Annotated in this window: 21 protein-coding genes and 3 pseudogenes; 11 read left to right on the top strand and 13 right to left on the bottom strand. The window is 64.3% G+C overall.

The features are described 5' to 3' along the window. Positions 1-7 precede the first annotated feature (7 nt). Both OKW30_RS11270 and OKW30_RS11265 read left to right on the top strand, forming a co-directional pair. Positions 8-1744: a SulP family inorganic anion transporter gene (locus tag OKW30_RS11270; protein WP_184071307.1), complete on the top strand. Its 1737-nt coding sequence runs from the start codon at positions 8-10 to the stop codon at positions 1742-1744. A gap of 63 nt (positions 1745-1807) precedes the next feature. After that, a complete protein-coding gene (locus tag OKW30_RS11265; RefSeq protein ID WP_429346723.1) occupies positions 1808-3262 on the top strand; it encodes a DUF2252 domain-containing protein in 1455 nt (484 codons plus the stop codon). A 39-nt stretch (positions 3263-3301) separates the two neighbouring features. On the opposite strand, the gene OKW30_RS11260 is transcribed toward OKW30_RS11265, so the two are convergent. The 8 genes from OKW30_RS11260 to imuA form a co-directional block, all read right to left on the bottom strand. Next, positions 3302-3769, bottom strand: coding sequence for a nuclear transport factor 2 family protein (locus tag OKW30_RS11260; RefSeq protein WP_184071311.1), 468 nt, complete (start codon positions 3767-3769; stop codon positions 3302-3304). 115 nt (positions 3770-3884) lie between these two features. Further along, positions 3885-5981: a glycogen debranching protein GlgX gene (glgX, locus tag OKW30_RS11255; RefSeq protein ID WP_429346722.1), complete on the bottom strand. Its 2097-nt coding sequence runs from the start codon at positions 5979-5981 to the stop codon at positions 3885-3887. Continuing rightward, entirely contained in the window at positions 5971-8466 is a 2496-nt protein-coding gene (locus OKW30_RS11250; RefSeq protein ID WP_429346721.1) for a glycogen/starch/alpha-glucan phosphorylase, read from the bottom strand. Before OKW30_RS11250 ends, glgX begins: the two co-directional genes overlap by 11 nt. A gap of 33 nt (positions 8467-8499) precedes the next feature. Continuing rightward, positions 8500-10896, bottom strand: coding sequence for a phosphoketolase family protein (locus tag OKW30_RS11245; protein WP_429346720.1), 2397 nt, complete (start codon positions 10894-10896; stop codon positions 8500-8502). A gap of 232 nt (positions 10897-11128) precedes the next feature. Continuing rightward, on the bottom strand, positions 11129-12088 hold the full coding sequence (locus OKW30_RS11240; protein WP_429346719.1) for an SOS response-associated peptidase family protein: 960 nt from the start codon (positions 12086-12088) through the stop codon (positions 11129-11131). A 47-nt stretch (positions 12089-12135) separates the two neighbouring features. After that, positions 12136-15285 carry an error-prone DNA polymerase gene (locus OKW30_RS11235; RefSeq protein ID WP_184071319.1) on the bottom strand — a complete coding sequence of 1050 codons (3150 nt, stop codon included), beginning with the start codon at positions 15283-15285 and terminating at the stop codon, positions 12136-12138. Positions 15286-15304: 19 nt separating this feature from the next. Further along, the gene (locus OKW30_RS11230; RefSeq protein ID WP_429346718.1) at positions 15305-16774 is read right to left on the bottom strand and encodes a Y-family DNA polymerase; all 1470 of its coding nucleotides are present in this window, start codon (positions 16772-16774) and stop codon (positions 15305-15307) included. After that, a complete protein-coding gene (gene imuA / locus OKW30_RS11225) occupies positions 16704-17411 on the bottom strand; it encodes a translesion DNA synthesis-associated protein ImuA (RefSeq protein WP_184029676.1) in 708 nt (235 codons plus the stop codon). Before imuA ends, OKW30_RS11230 begins: the two co-directional genes overlap by 71 nt. Positions 17412-17493: 82 nt before the next feature. On the opposite strand from imuA, the gene OKW30_RS11220 reads away from it, so the two are divergent. The 4 genes from OKW30_RS11220 to OKW30_RS11205 all read left to right on the top strand — a co-directional run bounded on the left by OKW30_RS11220 (position 17494) and on the right by OKW30_RS11205 (position 19023). Next, complete coding sequence (locus OKW30_RS11220; protein WP_429346717.1) at positions 17494-17778, top strand: hypothetical protein; 285 nt, start codon at positions 17494-17496, stop codon at positions 17776-17778. A 30-nt stretch (positions 17779-17808) separates the two neighbouring features. Then, the gene (locus OKW30_RS11215) at positions 17809-18216 is read left to right on the top strand and encodes a GFA family protein (protein ID WP_429336273.1); all 408 of its coding nucleotides are present in this window, start codon (positions 17809-17811) and stop codon (positions 18214-18216) included. Positions 18217-18460: 244 nt separating this feature from the next. Continuing rightward, the gene (locus OKW30_RS11210; protein ID WP_090804210.1) at positions 18461-18709 is read left to right on the top strand and encodes an AbrB/MazE/SpoVT family DNA-binding domain-containing protein; all 249 of its coding nucleotides are present in this window, start codon (positions 18461-18463) and stop codon (positions 18707-18709) included. Further along, positions 18703-19023: a type II toxin-antitoxin system PemK/MazF family toxin gene (locus OKW30_RS11205; RefSeq protein WP_090804212.1), complete on the top strand. Its 321-nt coding sequence runs from the start codon at positions 18703-18705 to the stop codon at positions 19021-19023. The genes OKW30_RS11210 and OKW30_RS11205 overlap by 7 nt, the downstream gene beginning before the upstream one ends. Positions 19024-19227: 204 nt before the next feature. Here the strand turns inward: OKW30_RS11205 and OKW30_RS11200 are convergent. From OKW30_RS11200 to OKW30_RS11180, 5 genes and pseudogenes are all read right to left on the bottom strand, one after another. Continuing rightward, positions 19228-19336, bottom strand: a pseudogene (locus tag OKW30_RS11200) (dihydrodipicolinate synthase family protein); the annotation flags it as partial. 271 nt (positions 19337-19607) lie between these two features. Next, positions 19608-19805, bottom strand: a pseudogene (locus OKW30_RS11195) (RNA polymerase sigma factor region1.1 domain-containing protein); the annotation flags it as partial. A 40-nt stretch (positions 19806-19845) separates the two neighbouring features. Then, positions 19846-20160 carry a high-potential iron-sulfur protein gene (locus OKW30_RS11190; protein WP_184064164.1) on the bottom strand — a complete coding sequence of 105 codons (315 nt, stop codon included), beginning with the start codon at positions 20158-20160 and terminating at the stop codon, positions 19846-19848. Positions 20161-20246: 86 nt separating this feature from the next. Further along, the gene (locus OKW30_RS11185; RefSeq protein WP_429346716.1) at positions 20247-21518 is read right to left on the bottom strand and encodes a c-type cytochrome; all 1272 of its coding nucleotides are present in this window, start codon (positions 21516-21518) and stop codon (positions 20247-20249) included. A 116-nt stretch (positions 21519-21634) separates the two neighbouring features. After that, positions 21635-23362 carry a methanol/ethanol family PQQ-dependent dehydrogenase gene (locus OKW30_RS11180; RefSeq protein ID WP_184064158.1) on the bottom strand — a complete coding sequence of 576 codons (1728 nt, stop codon included), beginning with the start codon at positions 23360-23362 and terminating at the stop codon, positions 21635-21637. Between the two features lie 369 nt (positions 23363-23731). Between OKW30_RS11180 and OKW30_RS11175 the strand changes: the two genes are divergently transcribed. The 5 genes and pseudogenes from OKW30_RS11175 to OKW30_RS11155 all read left to right on the top strand — a co-directional run bounded on the left by OKW30_RS11175 (position 23732) and on the right by OKW30_RS11155 (position 26691). Then, positions 23732-25717 carry a sigma-54-dependent Fis family transcriptional regulator gene (locus OKW30_RS11175; protein WP_429346715.1) on the top strand — a complete coding sequence of 662 codons (1986 nt, stop codon included), beginning with the start codon at positions 23732-23734 and terminating at the stop codon, positions 25715-25717. A 300-nt stretch (positions 25718-26017) separates the two neighbouring features. Continuing rightward, a complete protein-coding gene (gene pqqA / locus OKW30_RS11170; protein ID WP_090805708.1) occupies positions 26018-26092 on the top strand; it encodes a pyrroloquinoline quinone precursor peptide PqqA in 75 nt (24 codons plus the stop codon). Positions 26093-26157: 65 nt separating this feature from the next. Beyond that, positions 26158-26256 (top strand): annotated as a pseudogene (locus OKW30_RS11165) (pyrroloquinoline-quinone synthase PqqC); the annotation flags it as partial. Next, the gene (pqqD, locus tag OKW30_RS11160; RefSeq protein WP_429346714.1) at positions 26253-26534 is read left to right on the top strand and encodes a pyrroloquinoline quinone biosynthesis peptide chaperone PqqD; all 282 of its coding nucleotides are present in this window, start codon (positions 26253-26255) and stop codon (positions 26532-26534) included. The pseudogene OKW30_RS11165 and the gene pqqD, both read left to right, overlap by 4 nt. A 1-nt stretch (position 26535) precedes the next feature. Then, the gene (locus tag OKW30_RS11155; protein WP_429346713.1) at positions 26536-26691 is read left to right on the top strand and encodes a hypothetical protein; all 156 of its coding nucleotides are present in this window, start codon (positions 26536-26538) and stop codon (positions 26689-26691) included. The last annotated feature ends 222 nt before the right edge of the window (positions 26692-26913 follow it).

Raw genomic sequence — 26913 nt, 5'->3', positions numbered from 1 at the left:
TGGACAGATGAAACCAGCGGCTTCCACGCGCTCCCGTCTGCAACATTCGCCCTTTCTGCAGGGGCTTTTGCCCTTCAATTCCGCTCAACTGCCGCACGACATCATCGCCGGGCTCACGCTGGCGGCACTCGGCATTCCCGAAGTGATGGGATACACGAAGATATCCGGCACGCCCACCGTCACGGGTCTTTATACGATCCTGTTGCCGCTGGTGGCGTTTGCGCTTCTGGGTGCTTCGCGTCAACTGGTAGTCGCGGCGGACTCCGCGACGGCCGCCATTCTTGCCGGTACGCTGACGACCGTGGCTGCGTTGGGCAGCAAGGAATACATCGGCCTTACGAGCACGGTGGCCCTGACGGTCGCTGTGATGCTGGTGATCGCGCGTATCTTTCGGCTCGGTTTTCTGGCCGACTTTCTTTCCCGTAGCGCACTGATCGGCTTCCTGACGGGGGTAGGCGTGCAGGTCGCGGCGGGGGAACTCGCCGGGCTGATCGGGCTCGCGAAGCAGGGGCACGGCCCCGTCATGCAATTGGTGAGCGTGGTTCAACGTGTCGCCGAGGCGAACTATCCGACCACGCTCCTTTCACTTGCCGTACTCGCGGTGATCATCGGGTGCAAGCGTCTCGCGCCGCGCGCGCCGGGTGCGCTGATCGCCGTGATCGGCTCCATCGTGGCGAGCGGGGCGTTCAATTTCGCCGGACATGGCATCGCGGTGACGGGCGAAGTGCCCGGCGGACTGCCGTCGCTGTTCATGCCGCCGTTGCACATGAGCGGGGTCAACCAGGTGCTGGCGACGGCGGCCTCGTGCTTCATCGTCATCATCGCGCAGAGCGCGGCGACGGCGCGTGCCTACGCCACCCGCAACAACGAGAAGGGCGACGACAATGCCGATATCATCGGACTCGCGGCGGCGAACGCAGCCGCAGCGTTTACCGGCACCTTCGTCGTGAACGGCAGTCCGACCAAGACCGAGATCATCGACGACGCGGGAGGGCGCACCCAGGTCGCCCACCTCACCACGGCCGTGATCGTGCTGCTGGTGCTGCTGTTCCTCACCAGGCCGCTCAGCCTGATGCCGGCCGCCGTGCTGTCGGCTATCGTCTTCATGATCGGTGTGAAGCTGATCGACGTGAAGGGGATGGTCGAACTGTTTCGCATGCAGAAGGACGAATTCGTCGTTGCGTTGCTCGCGGCGGGTGTGGTCGTGTTCGTCGATGTGATGCACGGTATTCTCGCCGCCGTCGTGCTGTCACTGATCGCGCATGCGCGGCATAGCTATCGCCTGCGCACGCGCGTGTTGACGCGTGGCCCCACCGGCCACTGGATCCCCCATCACGTCGAGCCGAATCTGCTCGCGGCACCCGGCATCGTCATCTACCGGTTCGAGGCGGATCTGTTCTATGCGAACACGGGGCGCTTCACGGAAGAAGTGCTGAAACTCGTCAACGAGGCGAGCGTTCCGTTGCGCTGGGTCGTGATCGACGCAACCGAGATCAACAATATCGACTACACGGCAGGCAAGACGTTGCTCCAGCTGGGTGCGGAACTCGACCAGCGCGGCCTGGGTATCGCCGTGGTCGCGGTTCCGTCTGGCGTGCGGCACGAACTCGAGCGGTATAAGGCCCTGCGGGTGAGTGGCGCGCATCGCGAGATCTTCGCGACGGTCGATGCGGCGATCGACGCACTACGCGATCTGTCGCCACCCGCATCCGCGGCTGCACCGGACGCCGACAAACCGAGATGAAGCAAAGTGAAGTGAAGTGAGATGACGAGGCCCCTTGATCCCGATTCGAAAAAGGAGTGACGCGTGTCCGATTCCGCTGCTGCAAAGTCCATGGAACCCGCCACGGATCAGGCTGATCCGAGGACGCTGGCGGCCCAGGAAGATCCGTCCACGCTGTTCGCGGGGCGTGGCTCGCTGGCCGCGCGCGTCGAGCAGGGCAAGGCGGCGCGCAAAAAGGCGCCGCGCGCGGAGCTGGGGACCTGCAAGATCGACGATCGCGATCCTGTTGCTCTGCTCGATGCGTCCAACGTGGGCCGGGTGCCGGAGCTGATACCGATCCGCTACGGGCGGATGGTCGCGAGTCCGTTCGCGTTCTATCGGGGTGCCGCGCCGCTGATGGCACACGACCTGTCGAAGCTGCCGCATTCCAACGTGACCGTGCAGCTGGGCGGCGACGCGCATCTGGCCAATTTTGGGCTGTTCGCGAGTCCGGAACGGCGCATTCTTTTCGGACCCAACGACTTCGACGAAACCCTGCCGGGCCCGTTTGACTGGGACGTGCGCAGGCTCGCTGCCTCGTTCGTGATAGCCGCGCGCGAACGCGGCTTTGCGATTCGCGACCAGCGCGCCGTGGCGCGCCGGCTCTGCGAGACCTTTCGGCAACGGCTCGCCGGATTGAGCGGCATGGACACGCTCGACGTCTGGTATTGCCAGTTCAAGGCGGCGAGCATGCTGGCGATTGCCGATTCGGTGGAGGAGAGAAGGAAAGAACTGGCGGTTATCGAAAAGGCGAGGCAGCAGTCGTCACGTTCCGTGATGACTCGCGCAACCGAGCTTGTTAACGGCAAGCTGCGCATCAAGGACGCACCGCCGCTCGTGTACCACGTCCCGCTCGAGAACCCGCACGACCAGAAACAGTACCAGGCGTTGGTACGGCGCTTCTTCGCCGACTACCGGTTAACGCTTCCCGATGACAGGCGCGCACTGTTCGATCGCTATGAACTGGTGGATGTCGCCATTCGCGTCGTGGGCATCGGGTCGGTGGGAACGCGTTGCTACGAGGCGCTCTTCATGGCCGACGGAGAGTGCCCGCTGTTCCTGCAACTCAAGGAGGCACGGGCTTCCGCGCTGGAGGGGTATCTGGCGCCGAGCCGCTATGCCAATCACGGCCAGCGTGTGGTGAACGGGCAGCGTCTGCTGCAGTCGGCCAGCGACATTTTTCTCGGCTGGTCGAAGATGCATCACACCGGCAACGACTTCTATGTGCGGCAATTGCGCGACATGAAGGGTGCGTTCGACTTCACCACGTTCGACGTCGAAGATCTCGGCGAATACGCGGTGTCCTGCGCTCACGCGCTGGCCCATTCGATGGCGAAAGCTGGCGACCCTGCGTTGCTCAGCGGATATGTCGGCAAGTCGGAGGTATTCGACGAAGCCGTCGTGCAATTCGCGCTCGCTTACGCGGAACAGAATGAGGCGGACTGGACGGTATTGAATGCGGCAGTCAAGGCTGGACGTATTCAGGTCATTCGTGAATGAGGTTCAAGTCCCAGCCTGACTTTTTCTAAACCACATCGGCTAATTGCCTTCCGGCATTTTGGACGAGTGATGGCTGGTAATCAGCCACTTGTGTCCATTCCACGCGTAGGTGAACGTATAGCGCGCCTTGACGACCGAGCCGTCCGCGAACTTGAAGGTGTAGAGCCCCGAGTCGATCGCCGTGTTGCATTCGATCATGATGTCGCGGAAGTCGATCGTGCCGACCGGTTTGTTTTCGAGGAAGCGTTTGAAATAGTCGAGCTTTTCGTCGGCGGTCAAACGCGGCTTGTTCGAGACGGTCGGCAGCAGGATCGAGTTCGGCGCGTAGTTCGCCACGACCTTCTGCGGGTCGCCGGTTTTCAGCGAGTCGTTCCAGCGATCGAACAGTGCGGAAATCTGCTTTTCGGAGGTGGGATGGCAGGCTTCGGACCTCGCGAATGCGTTGCCATGGGCCACGACCGCAACCATCGCAAAGACGACGGACGGCCCGTCTACGCTAATTCTCATGATGCCCTCCGCGATCGTTGCCGGTGGTTGTCCCGCCAGTAAATCGAAACTGCGCACGGCATATCCGCCACAGCATCGACATTAGAGGACAAGAACCCGGGTTATTTGCGTCGGTTCAGCTCGCTTCTTCCAGAACCACGACACTGCGCGCCTCCACGCGCGACTGATCGCTTTCGACAGCGCCCTGTTGCGCCGCTTGCACGATGTCCTGCGGACTGTCGCGCGCGGTATCGACGATACGCCGCCAGTGCCGCCCGTCGGGCGCGGGCAACTGGACCGTGCGGGCGCAATCGTCCATGTTGAACACCGCGTGCAGTGCCGGCTCGCCAGGCGCTTCGCCGCCCAGCGTGACGGCGAGAAGCCGCGCGCCTGGATCGTGCCAGCCCGGCTCGTTCAGGCGCTCGCCGTGCCATGCCGCATCCGGCCGAGTCTGCCCCGGCGAGGGCCGGCCGGTCAGGAAATACCGCCGCCGCAAACTTGCGTGGCGCTTGCGCAGCTCGATCAGCTCGCGCACGAAGCGCGACATGGCCGAGCCGGCTTCAGTGGGTGTCCAGTCGAACCAGCTGAGGGTGTTGTCCTGACAATAGGCGTTGTTGTTGCCGCGCTGGCTGCGCAGCACCTCGTCGCCGGCGAGCATCATCGGCACACCCAGACTCAGGAACAGGATGGCCATCACGTTGCGCGCCTGGCGATGTCGCAGACCGAGAATCCCGGCGTCGCCGGTCCCGCCCTCGGCGCCACAGTTCCACGACAGGTTGTCGGAGCTGCCGTCGCGATTCGCGTCGCCGTTGGCTTCGTTGTGCTTCGATTCGTAGCTGACGAGATCGATCAGCGTGAAGCCGTCGTGGCACGTCACGAAGTTGACGCTGTTGTTGGGCAGCCTGCCGTCGTCCGCATAGAGGTCCGAGCTGCCCGCGATGCAGGTCGCGACCGCCCCGATGAGCCCCGGGTCGCCGCGCACGAAACGGCGAATCACGTCCCGATAGCGGCCGTTCCACTCGGCCCATGCCATGCCGGGAAAGGCGCCGACCTGATACATGCCGGCGGCGTCCCACGCCTCCGCGATCAATGGCACGCGCGACAGCACACGCGAAGACTCGATCGCCCAGGGCAGCGGCGGATCGACCATCAGCTCGCCGCGCTGGTCGCGCGCGAAGATACTCGCCAGATCGAACCGGAAGCCATCGACGCCGAGTTCTTCCACCCAGTATTCGAGGCAGCGCACGATGAACGTCGTCACCAGTGGATGGTTGCAATTGATCGTGTTGCCGCAGCCGGTGTAGTCCCGGTAGCGGCGCCGGTCGGCCGCGTCGAGGTGGTAGAAGATATCGTTGACGAGGCCCTTGAAGTTGATGACGGGGCCCGTCTCGCCCGCTTCGGCCGTATGGTTGAACACGACGTCGAGCAGCACGGCGAGGCCCGCGGCGTGCATGGCGTCGGTCAGCGCGCGAAACTCCTGGGGCGCGCGTGCGGGATCGCGGCAGTAGCGAGGATGCGGGCTGTAATAGCTATGCGTGCTGTAACCCCAGTAGTTGCTCAGGCCGAGGGCCGCCGTGGCGGGCGGAACGTCCTGTTCGTCGAAGGCCATCACCGGCAGCAGCTCGACGTGGGTCACGCCGAGCTGCGTCAGGTACGGAATCTTTTCGATCAGGCCGGCGAAGGTACCGGGATGCTGCACGCCGCTCGACGGATCACGCGTAAAGCCGCCGACATGCAGCTCGTAGATGATCGCGTCGTCGAGTCCGCGCGAGATACGCCCAGGGGACGAGGGCAGGGGTTCCGTCACGATCGCGCGGTGGGTTTTGTGCCCGTTGGGATTCGGCTGGCCGAGCGCAGGCCGCGTCCACAGCACGTCGCTAATCGCGCGGGCATACGGGTCGAGGAGTTCGCGGTCGGGGTCGAACGCGTAGCCGCTAGCGCGCGTATCGCGCGGACCGTCCACCCGCCACGTGTAGCAGGTGCCGAACGGCAGCGCTTCGACCATCACATGCCAGTAGTAGAAGGTGCGGTTGCAACCGGCGGCGAGCGTGATGATCTGGAACGGCTCGGGGCTGTCAGCCGCGTCGTACAGCAACAGCTCGACGCGCGTCGCGTGACGGCAGAAGATGCAGAAATTGATGCCGCCGGGCACCGCCCACGCGCCCACGGGAAACCGCGACCCGGAGCGAACCGCATGAGCACGCACCGATCCCGTTTCAGGGTCATTGATCAAGGGTGATCCTCATCGGGCGGATCTTCCAGATCTTGTCGCAGTATTCGCCGATGGCGCGGTCGGAAGAGAACTTGCCCGAGCGCGCGGTGTTCAGGATCGACATCCGGGTCCAGCGCCGCGTGTCCTGCCAGGCGGCGCTCACGTCGTCCTGACGCGCCACGTAGGCGGCATAGTCGGCGAGCACGAGAAACGGGTCCGCGTGCGTCAGATTGTCGATCAGCGGGCGGAACATCTCGCGGTCTCCTCGCGAGAAATGACCGTCGGCGATCAGTTGCAGCACTTCGCTCAGTTCCGCGTCGTCCTTCACATAGTCCGCGGGGCGATAACCCGCGCGCTTCACACGTTCCACTTCGTCGGCGCTCAGGCCGAACAGGAAGAAGTTTTCGTCGCCGACCTCTTCGCGGATTTCGACGTTGGCGCCGTCGAGCGTGCCGATCGTCAACGCGCCGTTCATCATGAACTTCATGTTGCCGGTGCCCGATGCTTCCTTGCCGGCCGTCGAAATCTGCTCGGACAGGTCGGCGGCAGGGTAGATGAAGTGCGCGTTCTTCACATTGAAGTCCGGATAGAACACGACTTTCAGCCGCCCGTTCACCACAGGGTCGTCATTCACGACTTCGGCGATGCCGTTGATCAAACGGATGATCAGCTTGGCCGTCGCGTAGCCGGGCGCCGCCTTGCCGCCGAATACGAAACAGCGCGGTGTCAGCGCGAGCTGCGGATCACGCAGCAGGCGCCGGTACAGCGTGATGATCAGCAACGCGTTCAGATGTTGCCGCTTGTATTCGTGGATGCGCTTGACCTGTACGTCGAACAGCGCGGCGGTGTCGACGCCGATGCCCGTGACGCCCCGGATATGCTCGGCGAGCACGGTCTTGTTCGACTGCTTCACGCTACGCCAATGCTGCTGAAACGCGGTGTCGTCGGCATAGGCTTCGAGCTTGCGCAGTCGCGCGAGATCAGTGACCCAGCCGGCGCCGATGGTCTCGTCGATTAGCCGCGCGAGCGCCGGATTGCAAAGCAGCATGAAACGGCGCGGCGTGACGCCGTTCGTGATGTTGTGAAAACGCTCGGGCCACAATTCGGCGAAGTCCCGCAGCACGGTCTGCCTGAGCAGCCCGGAATGCAGTTCGGCGACGCCGTTGACCGCGTGGCTGCCGACCGTCGCCAGATGCGCCATGCGCACGAGCTTGTCACCGCGCTCGTCGATCAGCGACATGCGTTCGATGCGCGCGTCGTCGCCCGGATAGCGCTGCCGGACCTCGTCGAGGAAGCGGCGGTTGATCTCGTAGATGATTTCGAGCAGGCGCGGCAGCAGGTTGCGCATCAGCGGCAGCCCCCAGGTTTCGAGCGCTTCGGGCAGCAGGGTGTGATTGGTGTACGCGAGCGCGCGCCGCGTGATGTCCCAGGCCTCGTCCCACGGCACCTGCCTGTCGTCCACCAGCAGACGCATCAGCTCGGCGACGGCGATCGACGGGTGCGTGTCGTTCAACTGCACGTTGAACAACTGCGCGAAGTGTCCGACCGGTTCGCCCTTGATCTCGAGCAGGCGCAGCATGTCCTGCAGCGAGCACGACACGAAGAAGTATTGCTGCGCGAGACGCAGGCGCTTGCCGATCTCGGGCTCGTCGTTCGGATACAGCACCTTCGACAGCGTCTCGGAGATGACCTTTTCGTTGACCGCCTCGTAATAGTCGCCGGCATTGAAGTCCTGCAGGTCGAACGACTCGACCGCCTCGCTCTTCCACAGCCGCAAGGTGTTGCACGTGTTGACGTGATAGCCGGGCATCGGCGTGTCGCAAGCCACGCCCTTGACCTGCCGTGTGGGTGTCCAGCGCACGCACAGGTGCCCGCGTGCATCGGTTTCGTCGTGGGTGCTGCCGCCGAACCCCACGTAGTACGCAACCTCCGGGCGCACGATCTCCCATGGATTGCCCTTTTGCAGCCACTTGTCGGTGGTTTCGACCTGCCAGCCGTCGCGAATCTGCTGGTCGAAGATGCCGAACTCGTAGCGGATGCCATAGCCGATGGCCGGTATTTCCAAACTTGCGAGCGAATCCAGATAGCAGGCCGCGAGGCGGCCAAGTCCGCCATTGCCGAGCCCCGGCTCTTCCTCGAGTTCGAGCAGCATATCGAGGTCGACGCCGAGCGCGCGCAGCGCTTCGCGTGCGTTGGCCTCGATGCCGAGATTGACGAGGTTGTTGCCGAGTTGCGGGCCGATCAGGAACTCGGCGGACAGGTAGCAGGCGACCCGCACATCGCTTCTGGCGTAGGTCTGTACGGAGGTTGCCCAGCGGGCCAGCAGCCGGTCGCGCACGCTATACGCGAGCGCCATGTACCAGTCATGCGGGGAAGCGATCGCCGGATAGCGGCCCCGCAGGCACAGCAGATTGTCGAGCACGCCGCGTTGGAGCGCGGCGGCGCTCAGGCCGGTGCGCGCTGCATCCGCGCTTTGCTGCGAGGTCGTGGTGGGAGCGTCGGCCATGATGCTTTCCTCGGTGCATGCTGCGCGTGACGTTCAGAAGGGCCAGACCCAGTCGGCGACCTCGGTGCGGTCCGTGCCATGCGTATGCGCATAGTTCAGGTTGCTGACGATCGCGTTCCTCATGTCTTCCCTGAGATGCGCGGATCTGCCCTGCAAGCGCGGCACGCGGTCGAGCACGTCGATCACCAGATTGAAGCGGTCCACCTGATTGAGAATCGCCAGTTCGAGCGGCGTGTTGATGTTGCCTTTCTCCTTGTAGCCCCGCACGTGCAGATTCTCGTGATTGCGAAAGCGATAGGCGAGCTTGTGGATCAACCACGGGTAACCGTGGAAATTGAAGATCACCGGCTTATTGGTCGTAAACAGGCTGTCGAATTCGCGTTCGGTCGAGCCGTGCGGGTGCTCGCTCGCCGGCTGCATCCTGAACAGGTCGACCACGTTGACGAAACGCAGCTTCAGTTCGGGCAGACGTTCGCGCAGGATCGCCGTCGCCGCCAGCGCTTCCTGAGTGGCGACGTCGCCGCACGAGGCCATCACCACGTCCGGTTCGGCGTCCTCGTCGTTGCTCGCGCGCCGCCACACGCCGATGCCTTTGGCGCAGTGCACGACGGCTTCGTCGATGGTGGTGAATTGCAGGTGTTTCTGCTTGTCGGCGACGATCACGTTGATGCAGTCGGTGGTGCGCAGACAGTGGTCGGCGACCACCAGCAGCGTGTTCGCGTCGGGCGGAAGATAGACGCGCGTGACCGAGGGGCTCTTGTTGGTGACGAGATCGATGAAGCCGGGGTCCTGATGCGAAAAGCCGTTGTGATCCTGCCGCCACACGGTCGACGACAGCAGAATGTTTTCCGCCGACACCCAGGCGCGCCATGGCACGTGATTGCGGCTGATGTCGAGCCACTTCGCATGCTGGTTGAACATCGAATCCACCACGTGCGCAAACGCTTCATAGGTATGGAAGAAGCCGTGGCGGCCCGTCAGCAGATAGCCTTCGAGCCATCCCATCAGCGTATGTTCGGACAGCATCTCCATCACGCGGCCGTCGCGCGCCAGTTCGCCGCCGTCCTCGTCCTCGGGGAGCATCTCGGCCATCCACACCTTCTTGCTGACCTCGTAGATCGACTGCAGACGGTTCGAGGCCGTTTCGTCCGGGCCGAACACGCGGAAGGTGTTCATGTTCGCGCGCATCGTGTCGCGCAGAAATTCGCCGAGTGGCCGCGTGTTCTCCTGCAGCACCTTGCCTGCGTGCTGCACATCCACCGCGTACGCGCGGATGTCGGGCAGCTTCAGTTCGCGGCGCAGCACGCCGCCGTTCGCGTGCGGATTGGCGCTCATGCGCCGCGGGCCTTGGGGCGACAGCGCCTTGAGTTCGGGGATCAGCCGGCCCTCGGCATCGAAAAGTTCGGCGGGCCGGTAGCTGCGCATCCATTCTTCGAGCACTTCGAGATTCGCGGAGTTGTTGCGCACATCGGAAAAAGGCACCTGATGCGAGCGCCACGAGCCTTCGACCTTGTGCCCGTTGATCTGCTTCGGTCCGGTCCAGCCCTTGGGCGTGCGCAGCACGATCATCGGCCAGAGCGGCCGCTCGAGATTGCCGTTCGTGCGTGCCTGCTGATGAATTGCGCGAATTTCGCCGAGCACGGTATCGAGCGTGTGCGCCATCTTCCGATGCATTTCCGCGTGATCCGATCCTTCGACGAAATGCGGGGTGTAGCCGTAGCCGACAAAGAGCGCTTCCAGTTCTCTGCTGCTGATGCGCGACAGGATGGTCGGATTGGCGATCTTGTAGCCGTTCAGATTCAGGATCGGCAGCACGGTGCCGTCGCGGGCCGGGTTGATGAATTTGTTCGAATGCCACGCGGTGGCGAGCGGCCCGGTCTCCGCTTCTCCATCGCCGACCACGCAGGCCACGATGAGGTCCGGGTTGTCGAGCACGGCGCCATACGCATGCGACAGGCTGTAGCCAAGCTCGCCGCCCTCATGGATGGACCCGGGTGTCTCCGGCGTCACATGCGAACCGATATGGCCGGGAAACGAGAACTGCTTGAAGAACTTCTGCATGCCCTCGGCATCCGCGCTCTTGTCCGGATAGATCTCCGAGTAGGTGCCTTCCAGATAGGTGGGGCCGAGCACGCCCGGTGCGCCGTGTCCGGGACCGGCCATGAAGACGACGTCGAGATCGTCGCGTTTGATCACGCGGTTCAGATGCGCCCAGACGAACGATAACGCCGGGCTCGCGCCCCAGTGTCCGAGCAGGCGATACTTGACGTGTTCGACTTTCAGCGGCTCCCGCAGCAGCGGGTTGTCCAGCAGATAGATCATGCCGACCGAAAGGTAATTGCATGCGCGCCACCACGCATCGATCAGCTGAAGTTCGTCGCTGCCGAGCGCGGTCTGCTGCGAAGCGTCCGCCGCGGGATGTTTGCCCATACCGACGTCTCCTGTGCTTGCAGCCGCAACCCGAGGGTGTGGATCGTGTCGGGCCCGCTGCGCAGGCGCTTCGATGATTGATGGGGTCCGAATCGCGCCTGTTGGCGGACCTCTACAACCGGGTATTCTTCGCCAGCCGATGAACATCCATAACGCAGAATATGTTACTGCGTGAAGATTGCAAGGATGATCCGACACCGTCTCGCGCGGCCTGCGAAACCGCGTCTTGTGTTCAGGCCGCGATCCGATGCTCGTAGAACGGCCGGTCCCGATCATCGAGAATCGCGTACAACGCCGCCAGATCGCGCGGATCGGGATTCAACCACGCGTCGATATGCTCAGGCTTGATCGGAATGATGCAGCGATCATGGCCGGCAGCGGCCACCTCGGGTGGCGGATCATCGGTGATGGCCGCGAAGGACAATAGATCGGGCTCGCCTTTGCCGCTCCAGCGGGACCATAAGCATGCGACCAGCATGTCGTGCGGCGGATTGGGCCGGAACTCGAGCCGGACATTTTCATCTTTCTCGCCGGGCGCCGGTTCGCGGCCTTCCATTCGCGCGCGCGAAACGTTCTCATAGAAAGAACTGGCCAGCACGAGTCCATGCGAATAGCCGAATAGCGCTTTCCAGAAACTTTCGAGACTGTCCCGACGAGCGTTGTACGTGCCGGGATAGCGGGTGTCGTACGATGCGGGCTTGCCGGCCAGGCGGCACTGATAGCGCATCGGTTTGACGACGCGCTGGCCATTCTCCGTCACCATCACCGGCGCGTAGTAGCCTGGAAAGATGCGCGAGTCGCTTGCTTGGGGAGCGGTTCGGCCGAGGTCGTCGAGTCGCTCGAGCGTGCGGTCGATCTTGTCTTTCGCGATCCGTTTGCTCTCGGTCGCCGCCTTGGTGGCTTTGGTCTGCAAAGAGCGCTCGGCATCGGCGAAGCGGGTGCGCTGTTTGAACAGTTCCTGTTCGAGCTTCACGGTCTGCTGCGATCTGAAGCGCTCGATCAGCGCCCAGACTTCCCGTTGCGCGTCGGACTGCGGTTCCGAGAAGGCGTCTTCCATCGCTTTGGGAATCCTGGCCTGACCGTCCTCTGCGCGTTCGAAGAAAAGACGCGCGAATTCCTCGATGCTCATGTGCGCGCCGAACATGCGGACGTAGCGCCGGTAGTCCGCCAGAATCTGAGCCGAATAGCACATGGATGCCTCCGTTTGCTGTTCCGATGATACGCATTTGCGCGCTCGCGTCAGCAGAAGTCTCTGCTCGTCGTTTGCAACTCGCCCAACAGATGAGACATGTCGACGAGCCGCTGCGCGACGAGGTGCCGTACTTCTCCCTGACACTGCCACGTGCCGTATACGGCGAGCAGCGCGGCGCCCAACGCTTCTTTGCGCTGTTTTTCGAGCAGACTCGGCCAGATGATCACATTGACGTTGCCCGTCTCGTCTTCGAGCGTGACGAACACGACGCCCTTGGCCGTGCCGGGACGCTGACGCACCGTCACCAGTCCGCAGCCGCGCGCGAGGCGGCCGTCGCGATAGGTCCGCAGCGTCGAGGCCGGCATCAGCCGGTTCGCGAGCAACTGCGGCCGGAGCAGTTCCAGCGGATGGCGGTTGAGCGTCAGGCCGAGCGAACGGTAGTCGGCGACGATGTCGTTCGCTTCGCTCGGTGCGCCCAGTTCGGGCGTTTCGTCCTGAGTCGCCGCAGCCGCGAGCATATCCTTGTCCGGCACCGCGACGACCGATTGCCACAGCGCTTCGCGGCGGTTTCCCGCGAGCGCTGCCAACGCATTCGCATCCGCGAGCGCATGCAGGTCTTTGCGGTCGAGCTGCGCGCGGCGCGCGAGATCGTTGACGCTCGCGAACGGGCGAACCGCGCGCGCGTTCTCGATCCGTTCGGCGGCGCCGTCCTTCATGCCGCGCAGCAGCGAAAGACCGAGACGCACGGCGGGGCGCGTCGCCCCCGCACGGTGTTCGAGCGAGGAGTCCCAACCGCTGATCGTCACATCGACCGGCAACACCGTGACGCCGTGCCGCTGCGCATCCTGAACCAGTTGCGACGGCGAATAGAAGCCCATCGGCTGGCTGTTCAGCATCGCGGCGAGAAAGGCTTCGGGTTCGTGACGCTTGAGCCAGCTGCTCGCATAGACCAGCAGCGCGAAACTGGCCGCGTGACTTTCGGGGAAGCCATATTCGCCGAAGCCCTTGATCTGCTCGAAGATCGCCTCGGCGAAGGCCTGGTCGTAGCCGCGCTCCTGCATGCCGAGCACGATGCGGTCATAGTATTTTTCGAGTCCGCCCTTGCGTTTCCACGCGGCCATCGCGCGTCGCAGCTGGTCGGCTTCGCCGGCGGTGAAGCCGGCCGCGAGAATCGCCACCTGCATCACCTGCTCCTGGAAGATCGGCACGCCGAGTGTGCGGCCCAGCGCGGTCTTCAACGCGTCGCTCGGATAGGTCACGGGCTCGAAGCCCTGACGGCGCTGCAGATAGGGATGCACGGCGCCGCCCTGAATCGGACCGGGCCGCACGATCGCGACTTCGATGACGAGATCGTAGAACTTCTCTGGCCGCATGCGCGGCAGCATGCTCATCTGCGCGCGCGATTCGATCTGGAACACGCCGACCGTATCGGCGGCCGAAATCATCGCGTAGGTCGCCTCATCCTCGGCGGGGATGTCCTGCATGTCGAAACGTTCTCCGCGCTGTTCCGAAACGAGGTCGAGCGTGCGCCGGATCGCCGACAGCATGCCGAGCGCGAGCACGTCGACCTTCAGCAAGCCCAATGATTCGAGGTCGTCCTTGTCCCACTCGATCACCGAGCGGTCGGCCATCGCCGCGTTTTCCACCGGCACGAGCCGGGTGAGCTTGCCGCGGCTGATCACGAAGCCGCCCGAATGCTGCGACAGGTGGCGCGGAAAATTCAGCAGTTGCGAGGCGAGCTTCGCCCAGGCCTGAATCAGGGGCTGGTTCGGATCGAGGCCGGATTCCGCGAAACGCGCGAGCAGATCCCGACTGGTATCGAACCAGTGATGCGACTTCGCGACCGCGTCGACGATCTGCGGATCGACGCCGAGTGCCTTGCCCGTTTCCCGCAGCGCACCACGCGGACGATAGGTCGACACCGCCGCCGCGATCGCCGCCCGGTCGCGGCCGTACTTGCGATAGATGTACTGGATCACTTCTTCGCGCCGCTGGTGCTCGAAGTCGACGTCGATATCGGGCGGCTCGCCGCGCTCCTTGCTGATGAAGCGCTCGAACAGCATGTTGCCGCGCGCGGGGTCCACCTCGGTCACGCCGAGGCAATAGCAGACCGCCGAGTTCGCGGCCGACCCGCGCCCCTGACACAGAATGTGCTGGCTGCGCGCGAAGCGGACGATGTCGTAGACGGTCAGGAAATATGGCTCGTACTGCAGGTCCGCGATCAGTTCGAGTTCGTGCTCGATCTGCTGCTGCACGTGATGCGCAATCCCCGCGGGAAAACGCCGCTGCGCGCCGACATAGGTTTCCTGACGAAGATACGAGGCCGGCGTATGGCCGGCCGGCACCAGCTCGTCGGGATACTCGTAGCGCAGCTCGTCGAGCGAAAACGTGCAGCGGCTCATGATGTCGACCGTCGCGGCCAGCGCGTCTTGCGGGTACAGGTTGGCGAGCCGCAACCTCGAGCGCAGATGCTGCTCGGCGTTCGGCGCCAGATCATAGCCGCACTGATGGACCGGTTTGCCGACCCGGATCGCGGTCATCGTGTCCTGCAGCGGCTTGCGCGAGCGCACGTGCATCACGACTTCGCCGAGCGCGACGACGGGCACGTCGCGGCTGCGCGCGACGAACTCGACCGCGCCGCGATGCAGGTCGTCCATCGCGCGTTGATGGAGCACGAGGCCGACCCATGCGCGGCCCGTGAACGTTTCGTCGAGCCATTCGACCTGCGCATCGAGCGCGTCTTCGCTGGCCGGGAAATCCGGCACGAGAATCGCGAGGCAGTCGGGCATGCCGAGCAGGTGGCGATACTCCTTCTCCGGCCGCGACAGATCCTGCGGCGTGAGCCGGTATTCGCCCTTGGGCGCGCGCATGCGCGCCAGCGTGATCAGCTCGGACAGATTGCCGTAGCCGTTGCGGTTGCGGGCGAGCAGGATCAGCCCGAACGCCGGCGAACCATCGGCGTTGACGAGCCGGAAATACGAACCGACGATGAACGGCAGCTTCGCTTCTTTCGCCGCGACATGCGCGCGCACGACTCCCGCGAGCGAGCATTCGTCGGTGATCGCGAGCGCGGAGTAGCCGAGTTGCGCGGCACGCTCGGCCAGTTCCTCAGCGTGCGACGCGCCCCGCAGAAACGTGAAGTTGGAAAAGCAGAACAGCTCGGCATACGCCGGCAGCATCGTGAAGGTGGTGTCCATGGCCGCTCATCCGCGCCTATCAGCCGAACAGGCCATGCAGGAACCAGCGTTGCTCTTCTTCCGCGTCGCGGCTGCTCACGCGCTCGCGGTAGATCCAGTAGCAGCTCTGGTCGTCCGCCTGCGCGACGAAGTAGTCGCGCGTGACGAACTCGCCGTCGAACCAGCCGCTCTCGATGCGCTCGCCCGGCGACACCATGCGCAACGGCGAGCCATAGAACGGGCGGTGCTGGCGCATCAGCAGACGCACGGGCGTATCGAGCATCCACGTCGGGCGGGGCAGATTCTGCGGCAGCGGGCCGGGCTTGACCGGCTGCGACACCGGCAGCCAGCGGTTCGCGATCTCCGGACGATGATCGGCGCTCGGCGCGGGTTTCAGCACGTTCTCTTCGCCGAGCCGCGCGACCAGCAGTTCGAGCAGCCGCGCGTGATCCTCCTGCGAGCCGCCCGGTTGGGGAAACAGCGTGTCGGACGCGGGCGCGGCCGACTCGACGTTCGACGCGTCGAGCCGCAACGCGATCACGGGCGCGGCGAGCTCGATACGATGCAGCCGCTCCTTGAGCAGGCGCATCAGATGTTCTTCGCGCCAGGTCGGCTCGCCGAGTGCGACGTCGATCGTGGTCGGCTCGATCGCAGCGCGTCCGCGCTCGTGTTCGAGCGACAGGCGAATGCCGGTGAGCGCGAGCTGTTTTGCGCACAGCCATCCGCACAGTTGCACGATCAGGCGCTGCGCGCCGAACACCGCGCCATCCGCGTGTTCGAGCCGGTCCGGCATCTCGATGCGCGCCGAGAACGTGGGCGGCAGTTCGAGCCAGTCGAACAGTTCGGGCGCGGTCCCGAACGCGCGGTCGAGCGAGTCGAGCAGATGTTCGCCGCAGCGGCGCTGCAAGCCGGCGCGGGGCAGGCGGCGCAGATCGGCGATGCGCTCGCAACCGAGGCCCGTGAACCAGTCGGCGAACGGGCGGACTTCGGGCACGGCGAGCATCGGCAGGGCGGACAGGCGCAGGTCGAGCGACGCGAGCTTCAGCACGCGCCGGTTGCCGAACTTCGCGAGCAGCCACGCGCCCTGGCCGGTCGGCGCGGCACTGATGCGCGCGGTGAAGCCGAGCGCGTCGAGGATGGCTTTCGTATCGCGGCACAGCGCGAGCAGGCCGCCGAAGAGCCGCAAACTCGCGCCGATCTCGACGACGACCGTCGCCTCATCGAGCAGCGCGACTTCGGGCGAGAAGCGCATCAGCGCGATACCCACCTCGCGATGGGCTGCCGTTTCACGGCCGCTATCGCGCTCATACATCTCGGTCTGCGGCGACAGCGTCAGCACGCCGCCGCGCTTCATGCCCGGACGCACGCCTGCCGAGCGCGCGGCGGGGTCGGCCATGACCACCTTGTCTTTCTCCAGCACCGCGCAGCCATGCGCGGGCTCAGGCGACCACTTCGGTCTGAAGACCTCGAGCGGCAACTTTGGCAGATGAACGGCGAGAAAGACGCGCATGTCGGGAAAGCAGAACGGGAGTGGGTTGAAGGGGAATCGACAGGGGCTCTGCGCGAGCGGGCCCTCGTCGTTTCACGATGTCGATGGTCAGACCTTCGGCCGATGGCCTGAGCGCGAGCCGCAGCAGCGCGGGGGATGCCTCCTGCGCGGTGGCGAGCGGCCGCACCATGATGAAAAGCGTCTCCGACGACTGCGCGGCCAGATGCAAACGGCGCAGCGAGGACGCCTGCGCGTACTGCGCCCAGAAGATCAGCGCGCCGCAACTGCCGGCGCGCAGGATCTGCTCGGCGGACCACAGCGCGTCGGCGGTTTTCGGCGCATTGATCCGCAGCACCTGCTGCAGCGACAGGCCGATGTAGTTGAGCCCGAGGCCGTCCGGCGTATGCGGCGGTTGCACGAAGACGAGCGGACGCTCGCCGACGGCGCTGAGCGCCGGCTGCAACAGCCGCAGTTCGCCGACGCCGGCCTGCTGCACGAGCAGATCGACCAGCGCGCCGAGCGGCCAGCCACCGCCGGGCAACTCCGCCGACAGGGCCGGATAACCGGTATCGACGCTGCGGCCGCGGCCAGCGCCAAGCTGGGACGCCCGCCACAAGGACGGGTGAATGGCTTCCGGTGCTGGCAGGGCGGCTGTCATTTGCGAAAATACCTGTATGGATATACAGTATCCTACATGGTTTTATGAGATAGCGAACAGGCACTTTTTGGGGGGCGGGTTCATGGACATGCGAGTGCGCAAGCCAGCCGGGCATCCGATGCCGGAGATCGCGGCGTTCGTGGCCGAACTGAAAGCGGTGTTCGGCGAGCAGGACATCGATGAAGCGATTCGCCGCGGCAAGGCGGGCGAGCCGACGTTTCATGCGCGGGAAAACGGGCGCTCGGCGGGGACGGCGGCACCGGTTGCGGCGAACGTCTGGCGCGTGGATCGCGCGGTGCGCGACCGCCATTACTGCGAGGGTTGCGACGGCTCGTGCATTGGCAGCGCGAAGTCGTGCCGTCCATAATGGCAGCGGCCCTCAACCCCGGAGAACCCCATGTTGCGCACGTACCTCGGAAGTTGCCATTGCCAATTCGTGAAGTTCGAGGCTCGCATCGATTTCGACGAGGGCACGTCGAAGTGCAATTGCAGCTACTGCAGCAGGCTGCGATTCTGGCACGTGCAGGTGCGCCGGGAAGATTTTCGTCTTCTTTCGGATGAAGCCGCGCTCAGCGAATATCAGGGGCACAATGCGGTCGCGCATCACCCGTTCTGCAAACGCTGCGGGGTCCACGTATTCGATCGCATCGATATGCCGAACGGCACAGGGTATCCGTATATCAACGTGAACATCATGTGCCTCGATGAACTCGATCTCGATGCCGCGCTGAATGCGCCAGTCACCTATCGCGATGGGCTGCACGACGACTGGGGCAATCCGCCCGCGCAAACACGGCATCTTTGATTGCACCGGTCAGGGCGCTCTTCGCGGATGGTGGGGAATGTCAGGCTGGTGGGCATCCAGTTGATGGCGTTCGGACGTGAACTGGGCGAACTCGGGCTTGAAAGATCGCCGCGAGGCGATAGCGGGCTTTGACGCGTTGTACGACTGACCGCGCGCTGGATTCATTTCAAAACCTCGAAAAATGTAATAACATTGTGGTTACCTCGCATTGGGCTGGGTATAACATTGTATATACGGTATAGCCATGAAAACGACGATTCGCAAAATGGGCAACTCGCAAGGGGTGTTGATCCCCAAGCCGATACTTGCCCAGCTTGGTTTAGAGGATGAGGTAGACATGGAAGTCGAGAACGACGCGCTAGTAATTCGTCGTCCGCAGAAAGCTGTGCGCGAAGGCTGGGCCGTTGCAAGCAAACGGGTTGCGGAAACCGGCGACGACGCACTGGTGATGGGTGAGTTCGGCAACGCAGGTGATGCGGAGATAACGTGGTAGTGCGCGGCGAGGTTTGGCTAGTTGCTCTCGATCCGACGTTAGGTAGCGAAATCCAAAAGACACGTCCTTGCGTCGTAGTCTCTCCGCCTGAACTGCACGATCACCTTCGCACGGTCATTGTCGCCCCGATGACCTCGAAGGGCCGCCCCGCGCCCTTCCGCGTGCCGGTGACTTTCAAGCGAAAGCAAGGATTGATTTTGCTAGACCAAATTCGCACCGTTGATAAGGTGCGGCTGGTCAAGAAAGAGGGTTTTGTTGCCGGGAATACTTTGATGGACACCCTGAGAACGTTGCAGGAAGTGTTCGCTGAATGAAGGGGAAAGTACTTGGCGCGCAAGCGCTCCGCACGCCGGCCGGTAGCCGATCTGGACAGATTGAAGATGGCAAACCTACTTTACGTCGACAACTCGAACGTCTGGATCGAAGGAATGCATGTGGCGGCTGGCAGAGCATCGTCCTGGTCTTCGATGCATGGCAGACCGTCTCGAGGTACTCGCGGCCCATCGACACGCTCATACGGCCGGCCGCGATCAGCGATTCGAGCACGTCGGCAAAGGGCGTCTTGTCGATTTGCCCTTGCGCGGTCAACGGCGTGATAGCAGGGGTGTAGATGCCTTCGAATTTCATGATGTTGTTCCGGATAGAGGGAAACGGGAGTCGAGACGATGGGCGTGCCGTTGCCTGATCGGCAACGGCACGCCGGTGAGCGGGTTAGTGATTCAGCGATGCCGCCTCTTGCCGGCTCAGCGAGCACGTCTCTGGCGCGAGGGCAAGCGAAGCGGCGAGACCGATGAACGACACCGCCGCGGCTGCGACGCAGCATCATCCGACCGGAGACGGCGTCAGCGTTCGCAAAATGCCGCTCGGGCGCCCATGCCGCTTGCGTAGCGGCGGCTTCGCGCACGGCGATGCCCAACTCGCGGAGCGTCACCGTTGCCGCGGCGATTGGAGCGTCGTCGGCTGCATGCTGCGGGAGGGCGTCGACGATGTCGCCGCGGGTGAGGAAGCCACGCGTGAGGCCGAGTTCGATCAGCGCCTGAAGGGGGGCCGACGCGTCCCCGTCCGACGGACCGATCACGGCATCGGCCGCGGCCATCGTGCGTGCGCCGCCTGGCGGCGCACCCACGGACCAGCGCTCAAACGCGTGGCGCATAGACGTTGCACCAGCCGTCGGCCGAAACGGATTTGCCCGGGAACATCGGGCACGGTCCGGCGGAGTCGCCCGCTGCGCCAGTGTAGAAACGACAGTTCGCGCAGTTCTGGCCCGCGTGGTACTTGGGGAACTTCGCGGCGTCGACGCTGCTCGCTTTCGCACGATAGCCGAGCGAGTTGGGCGTGGCGTCGTTTTCATCGACGGCGGGCGGCGCGGCTAACGCGAGGTCGGCGCTGGCGAGCGCGGCACACAGGCCCGCGGCCTGGAGAATGAAGTGTCTGCGGTTGTGAGAGACCATGATGATGCCCTGAGAAAAGAAATGGGTCGTCCATGCCGCATTCGCTTGAAGCGGCGTGGCGTCGTAATGCGGTGCGAAGCAACGTGTTAGTGGCGCGGTCCGGCGTTCAGCGGTGTGGTCGAGGATTGCGCGGCTTGCGCGGTCAGCTTCGCGCTGCCGGTGTCGTAGCCATTCGTATAGAGCAGGAAGGCCATCAGATCGGCGTACTCCTCGTCGCTCATCTTGCCGGGATGGTCCGCGGGCATGTTGGTCGACATGTACTGGTAAATGCCGCCGATCGTCAGATGCGAGTTCGCCGCTGGCGCGAAGGCCGGTCCGATCAACGACGGCGCGGTGTTGCCTTCGAGCTTCTCGCCGTGGCATTTCGCACACGAATCGGCATACAGATGTTCACCGTGGGTGACCTGATCGTGATCGAACGACGGTGTCTCGGTCGTCGCCGCAACCTTGATGAAGCCGCCGGCGGCGGGCATGCCGCCCACGCGCCATAGGTCCGCACGCGGCGACGCCTGGGTCGGGCCGTCGAGATAGCGCGCGAGATTCGCGTGAGTGCTGGCCGTGGTCGCCGAACCGCTCGCGAGGGTGGTTGGCAGCGCCCAGTTGCGCGTGAGCGCTGCGAGCCGGCCATCGCTGCGCAGACGCGTGAGCGCGTCATCGATGCGCTTTTGCAGCGGCTGCGTGTCGGGCCCCGACGCGAACACCAGATTCCAGTCGGCATAGGGCGACTCGGCGACGGCAACCTCGAAGTGCTGCTGCGGGTGCGCATGCCGATACGCCACCACGGCCGGGTACCAGACGATCGCGCGCTGGGCGCGCCCTTTCGCGAGGGCGTCGACGGTCAGCTCGGAGGTGGTTTCCAGATCGAAGCGCGCGTTCTTCTGCTGGACCGCGATCAGTTGCGACGGGCTCGACCAGGTGGCGGCAATGGTGATCTTGCCGTCCGGCGCCGCGACGGGGGTGTTGGCCGCATGGACGCCGCGCAGCGTGACGCTGACGTAACCGGAGTGCAGATAGCTGTCGGAAAAGAGCAGGTGCGAGTCGGAGCCGTCGGCCACGCTCGAACGCGGAAAGCCCGCGATCACGTCGCAGTTGCGCTGCAGCGATGTCGAGAGCTCGCGAGCGGAGATGCCGTCGTCGCCGCCGTCGTCGTCGATGCCGCGCGGCGCGAATGTCGCGGTAATGCCCGCCGCGCTCAACACCGCGCGTGCAACAGACTTGTCCAGCTCGGCCGAAGGGCTGCCGGGCATCGTGCACACGCGGACGCTGGACGACGTCCGCGCGGCCGCCTGGGCGGCAACATGTGCGGCGCCGGCGACGAGCGCGCTGGCGAGAGCAAGGTGAGTGAATCGAATGTTCATGATGGTGCGTTCCTGTGATGGCGGGAACACCGCGCCCGCATGGGCTGCGTGCGGGCGCGGAAAGATGCGGCTGCGAAGGCCGGAGGGGCAGAACGATGCGGGTGCGGTGGCTGCGCCTAGCTGCGATCGAGCGCGAACACGTACAGCGTGCCGCCGCGCGGAACGTCCTTCGCGACGTCGGCCATCGGGCCGCCCCAGATCGGATTCGCACCGCCGTAGCCCGCGAGCACGGCCACGTATTCCTTGCCGTCGACTTCGAACACGGAAGGTTGCGCGACGATGCCGCTCGCGAGTTGCGGGCTCTCCCACAGCACCTTGCCCGTCGTCACGTCGAACGCGTACAGATGGCCGTCGAGCGAGCCGCTGAAGGCGAGGCCGCTGGCCGTGGTGGCGACGCCACCGTTCCAGGGCATCCTGGTCCAGTGACCCCACAGCTTCTTGCCGGTATTGACATCGATGGCCTGAAGCTCGCCATAACCCTGGCTGCCCGGTTCAGGCTGGATCTCGAAGCCTTCGCCGAGGTAGGGCAGACCCTCCATGTAGCTGACCGACTTGCCGGACAGGCTCATGCACGCATGCAGCGAGGGCACCACCGCGATGTGCCGCTCGGGATCGTAGGAAGTCGACCACCAGTTCTTGCCGCCGAGAAAGCTCGGGCAGGTGTTGATCGTCGTGCCGGCCTTGGGAAACCGGCTGGCGTCCTGAACTGGTTTGCCGTCGGCGGTATAGCCCGTCACCGACAGCGCCTTGACGAACGGCTCCGCGTAGATCAGCTTGCCGGTCTTGCGGTCGATCGCGTGGAAGAAGCCGTTGCGGTCGGCATGGATGATGGCGTCATACTGCTTGCCCTTGTAGCTGATGTTGGCAAGAACCGGCGTGTTGACGCCGTCGTAGTCCCACGTGTCGTTACTCGTGTACTGATAGTGCCACTTCAGGTCGCCGTTCTTCGGATCGAGCGCGAGCAGGGAATCGGAGTACAGATTGTCGCCGGGACGCAGCGCGGCGAGCCACGGTCCCGGATTGCCGACGCCCCAGTACAGCGTCCGCGTGGCGGCGTCGTAGGTGCCGGTCAGCCACGCCGCGCCGCCGCCATGTTCCTGCATGCCGTCGGGCCACGTATCGCCGCCCTTGTCGCCGGCATTCGGGATCGTATAGCGCTTCCAGATGATCGAGCCGTCGTCGGGATCGAGTGCGGCGATATAGCCGCGAATCCCATACTCGCCGCCTGATGTACCGACCACGATCGCGCCGTCGAGCGCGAGCGGCGCGAGCGAGAACGCGTAGCCGAGACCCGGTTCGAACATCTGCTTCTTCCACACGACATTGCCGCTCTGCGCGTCGATCGCGGCTACCTCGCCGCTCAGCATGGCCACGTAGACGTTCTTGCCATACAGCGCGACGCCGCGATTCACTACGTCGCAGCATGCGGTCTTGAACGATTCCGCGCCGAGCTTCGGCTCGTATTTCCAGAGCTTCGTGCCGCTCTTGACATCGAATGCATAGACGTTGTCTTTCGGCGTGCTGACGAAAAGGTAGCCGCCGTTGACGATCGGGGTTGCTTCGAAGCCTTGCTTGAGTTCCGCGGGGAACTGATAGCTCCAGGCCTCCTTGAGCCTGGCGACATTCGATGCATCGATCTGCTTCAGTGGCGAATGTGACTGGCCGCTATAGCTGCGGTAGTAGGTGAGCCAGCCCGGGTCGCTCTGTGCTTGAGCGAGGCGCTCGTAGGTCACGGCGGGGTAGTCCGGGGCGGCGTGCACGGCAGCCACGTTCAGTGCCATCGCGATCGCGATGCTCGCTCCAAGGACAGCCAGCCGGCCTGCGGCGGGCGAACGGTTCTTCATGGTCGTCTCCTGAGTGTTTGTCGATGCAGTGCCGGGAGAGGCGTCGCCCCTTTGTTCCGTGTCGATCCGGTTGCGGTGCCGTTACTGCAAGTCACATGCCATTTTTGTGGGCGAGTCCGAAAGGGCGGCGCGCCTGAAACGTGCGGCGGCACATATCGCGCGCAGGGCGCTCCATGTGTTGCGTCCCGGTACAACGCCGGGCGATGGAGTGTTGAGAAACAGGACAGTTGCAGCGCCGGCGCGCATCGCTCGGGTCGAGGGCGACGCCAGGATCGCGGGCGAAGCTGTCGCTGAAATGGATGGCCCGGAGCTTGCTTGAGAGGACGGAGAAAAGTCTGGCAAGGTACCAGGCTTTCCAGGAGGGAGACAATGCGCGATGACGTTCACCGGGCCGTGGCTCAGACTGCCATACGGTCCAATGACTTTCCCGTGCCGGCAATTCGGAAAGCGCACGAACGCTCCGAAACGTTTGGTCTGTGCGCGTCGGCGCGGCCGGAATACGAGGTTCTTTCGAACGCGGGTCTCGTGCTCAAACGCGAGCAGAACCGGGTGTTGTGCGCGCATGCGATGCCGGTGATGGAGTCGCTGCACGAGCAGATCGCCGACACGCAAAGCATGATCGTGCTGACCAATGCCGAAGGGCTGATCCTGCATTCGATCGGCGACGACGACTTCCTCGCGCGCGCGGAGAAAGTCGCGCTGCGGCCCGGCGCGAACTGGGCCGAGGACCGCCAGGGCACCAACGCGATCGGTACGGCGCTGGCCGAGCGCTGCGCGATGGTCGTGCACGGCGACCAGCACTACCTGGCGGCAAACCGCTTCCTGACCTGCTCGAGCGTGCCGATTCTCGATCCGTATGGCGACGCGATCGGGGTGCTCGACGTGACGGGCGACTACCGCAGCTACCATCAGCACACGATGGCGCTCGCCAAAATGTCGGTGCAGATGATCGAGAATCATCTCTTTACGACCACCTTTCACGAAACGCTGCAAGTGTCCTTCCATAGTCGTCCGGAGTTTCTGGGCACGCTGATGGAAGGCATCGTGGCGTTCACGAGCGACGGACGCTTTCTGTCGGCCAACCGGAGCGCCCAGTTCCAGCTCGGCATGTCGCTCGCCGGGCTGCGCGCGCATACGCTGTCGTCGCTGTTCCAGACCACGAGCGCGCAATTGATCAATCGCGCGCGCGTGAGCCTCGACCCGCACCTGATGCTCAACCTGAGCAGCGGCGCGGTCGTCTGCGCGCGCGTGCAGTTCAGGCGGGCATCGCTGGCCGAGGGCAGCCGCCCGGTCGCCGTGCACGACGGCGCCCGCGCGGTGGCGCGCGAGGAGCCGCCGCAGGCGGCCGCCGGACTCTCGCGTCTGAGCTATCTCGACACGGGTGACCCGCAGGTCGCCGCGGTCGTTGCGAAGGTCAGGAGAGTGATCGGCAAGGACATTCCGATCCTGATCAATGGGGAGACCGGCACGGGCAAGGAACTGCTCGCGCAGGCGATCCACAACGATTCGCCGCGCTGCGCCGGGCCGTTCATGGCGGTCAACTGTGCTTCGATTCCCGAGACGCTGATCGAATCCGAACTGTTCGGCTACGAGGAGGGCGCATTCACCGGGGCGCGGCGCAAAGGCGCGATCGGCAAGCTGCTGCAGGCAAACGGCGGCACGTTGTTTCTCGACGAGATCGGCGACATGCCGTACTCGCTGCAAGTGCGGCTGCTGCGCGTGCTGCAGGAACGCGTCGTCAACCCGCTCGGCTCGACGAGGAGCATCGCGGTGGACGTCGCGATCATCTGCGCGACGCACCGGGACTTGCGCGAGATGATCGCGCAAAACCGCTTCCGCGAGGATCTCTACTACCGGCTCAATGGCCTCGTGGTGCGTCTGCCGCGGCTGCGCGACCGTACCGATCTCGCGCTCGTGATCCAGAAGATGTTGCTGCGCGAATCGATCGCCAGCGCGAGCGGACGGCCGCTTCACGTCGCACCCGATGTCATGGCGATGTTCGAGCGCTGTCCATGGCCGGGCAACTTCAGGCAGCTTGGCAACCTGCTGCGCACCGCGGCGGCCATGGTCGACGCGGACGGCGAGATCCGGCGCGAGCATTTGCCCGATGACTTCTTCGATGATCTGCGCTGCGGCGTTTCGTCGAGCGGCGCGGCGGATACGCCGGGCTCGGGCAATGCGTTCGCGCCGGAGTGCGCGCGCCTGCAGGACGTGACCGTGTCGGTGATTGCCGCCGCGCTCGCGCGGCATGGCGGCAACGTTTCGGCGGCCGCGCGCGAGCTCGGCGTGTCGCGCAACACGATCTATCGCAAGATGCCCGCGGTCGAGCCGGATCGTGAGGTGGACGACTTCTGAACCCACCGCGCCGCTTTCATCAGCACTTCTGTTTCGCCCACGTGCTGTCACACCGTTGTTGCCTCCCGCAGCAGTGGTGCTCCAAAAATCAACACTGCCCATCTCCCGAACGCGTCGTATGGCGACGCGTTTGTCCCGCTTACGTCAGCGAATTGACGATGTCGGTGCCCATACCCAGGCGAAGGCTTGCGCGAGCCAAACGAGCCTCGCGTGGCGACATCGGCATGTCCTTTGCTTTGAAGGGAACGGCCGCGCATCGAGTGCGGTTCTTCCGTCCCATCGCAAACAAGGAGACATGCCATGCAATGGATTACCCCGTCGTACGCCGAGGTGCGTTTCGGCTTTGAAGTCACGATGTATATCGCCAATCGCTGAGCGGGCTGCGGCGTACCGCCCGCAGTGCCGTAGTGGCGCCGCGGGCGGCGCTCGCCTCGCCGGGCACGCCCGAGGCGCAGCAGCGCGCGCTCGATATCCTGCGGTTCAAACTCGATATTCTCTCGTCGATCCTCGATGCGCTCGAAAAGGCCTGGCCCCCATGAACACGCGTGACGCGGATAGCGGCGTGCCGCTGCGCCCCCGCCTGCGGAGCGTCTTCCGCCTGCAGTGGGAAGTGGCGCAGGACGCCTACGTGCTGCTCTATCCCGAAGGGATGGTGAAGCTCAACGCTAGCGCCGGCGCGATCCTCGCGCGTTGCGACGGAGAACACGAGCTCGACGACATCATCGGCGAACTCGAACGGCTTTTCGGCACGTCCGAACTTGCACCCGACGTCTACCGCTTTCTCGATCACGCGCGGCTGCGCGGCTGGCTGGACTGACTTGGCCCACGACCATCCCGGTCCTTCCGTGCCTGGCGGTTTGGTCAGCCAGATCAGCGGAATGATCGCGATAAAGATCACCGCCGATAGCCAGAAAATGTCGTTTAAGCCCAGCATCGAGGCCGCCACGCAAAAATCGCCGATGCCAGCGGTATAGATCGGACCGCGCAAAAAGAAAAACCCTCGCTGGTATGGCAATTTCCACAACACATTGGCGCCGGTGAGGACACCGGCGACCATGGATCACGAAGTAAGCGGAGGAAGGCGCGTCGAATGCCGACGCGACCGTCAAAGACGGCGCGCGTGCTTCGCCGATCTGACGCTCATTGCCCGCGGATGATGTTTGCGAGCCGATTGCCGCGCGTCAGCAAACATTTTG

It is taken from the genome of Paraburkholderia sp. Clong3 (assembly GCF_050436485.1).
Lineage (GTDB): Bacteria > Pseudomonadota > Gammaproteobacteria > Burkholderiales > Burkholderiaceae > Paraburkholderia > Paraburkholderia tuberum.
The sequence above is the reverse complement of the archived record's forward strand: the minus strand, read 5'-3'. Positions and strand labels throughout refer to the sequence as shown.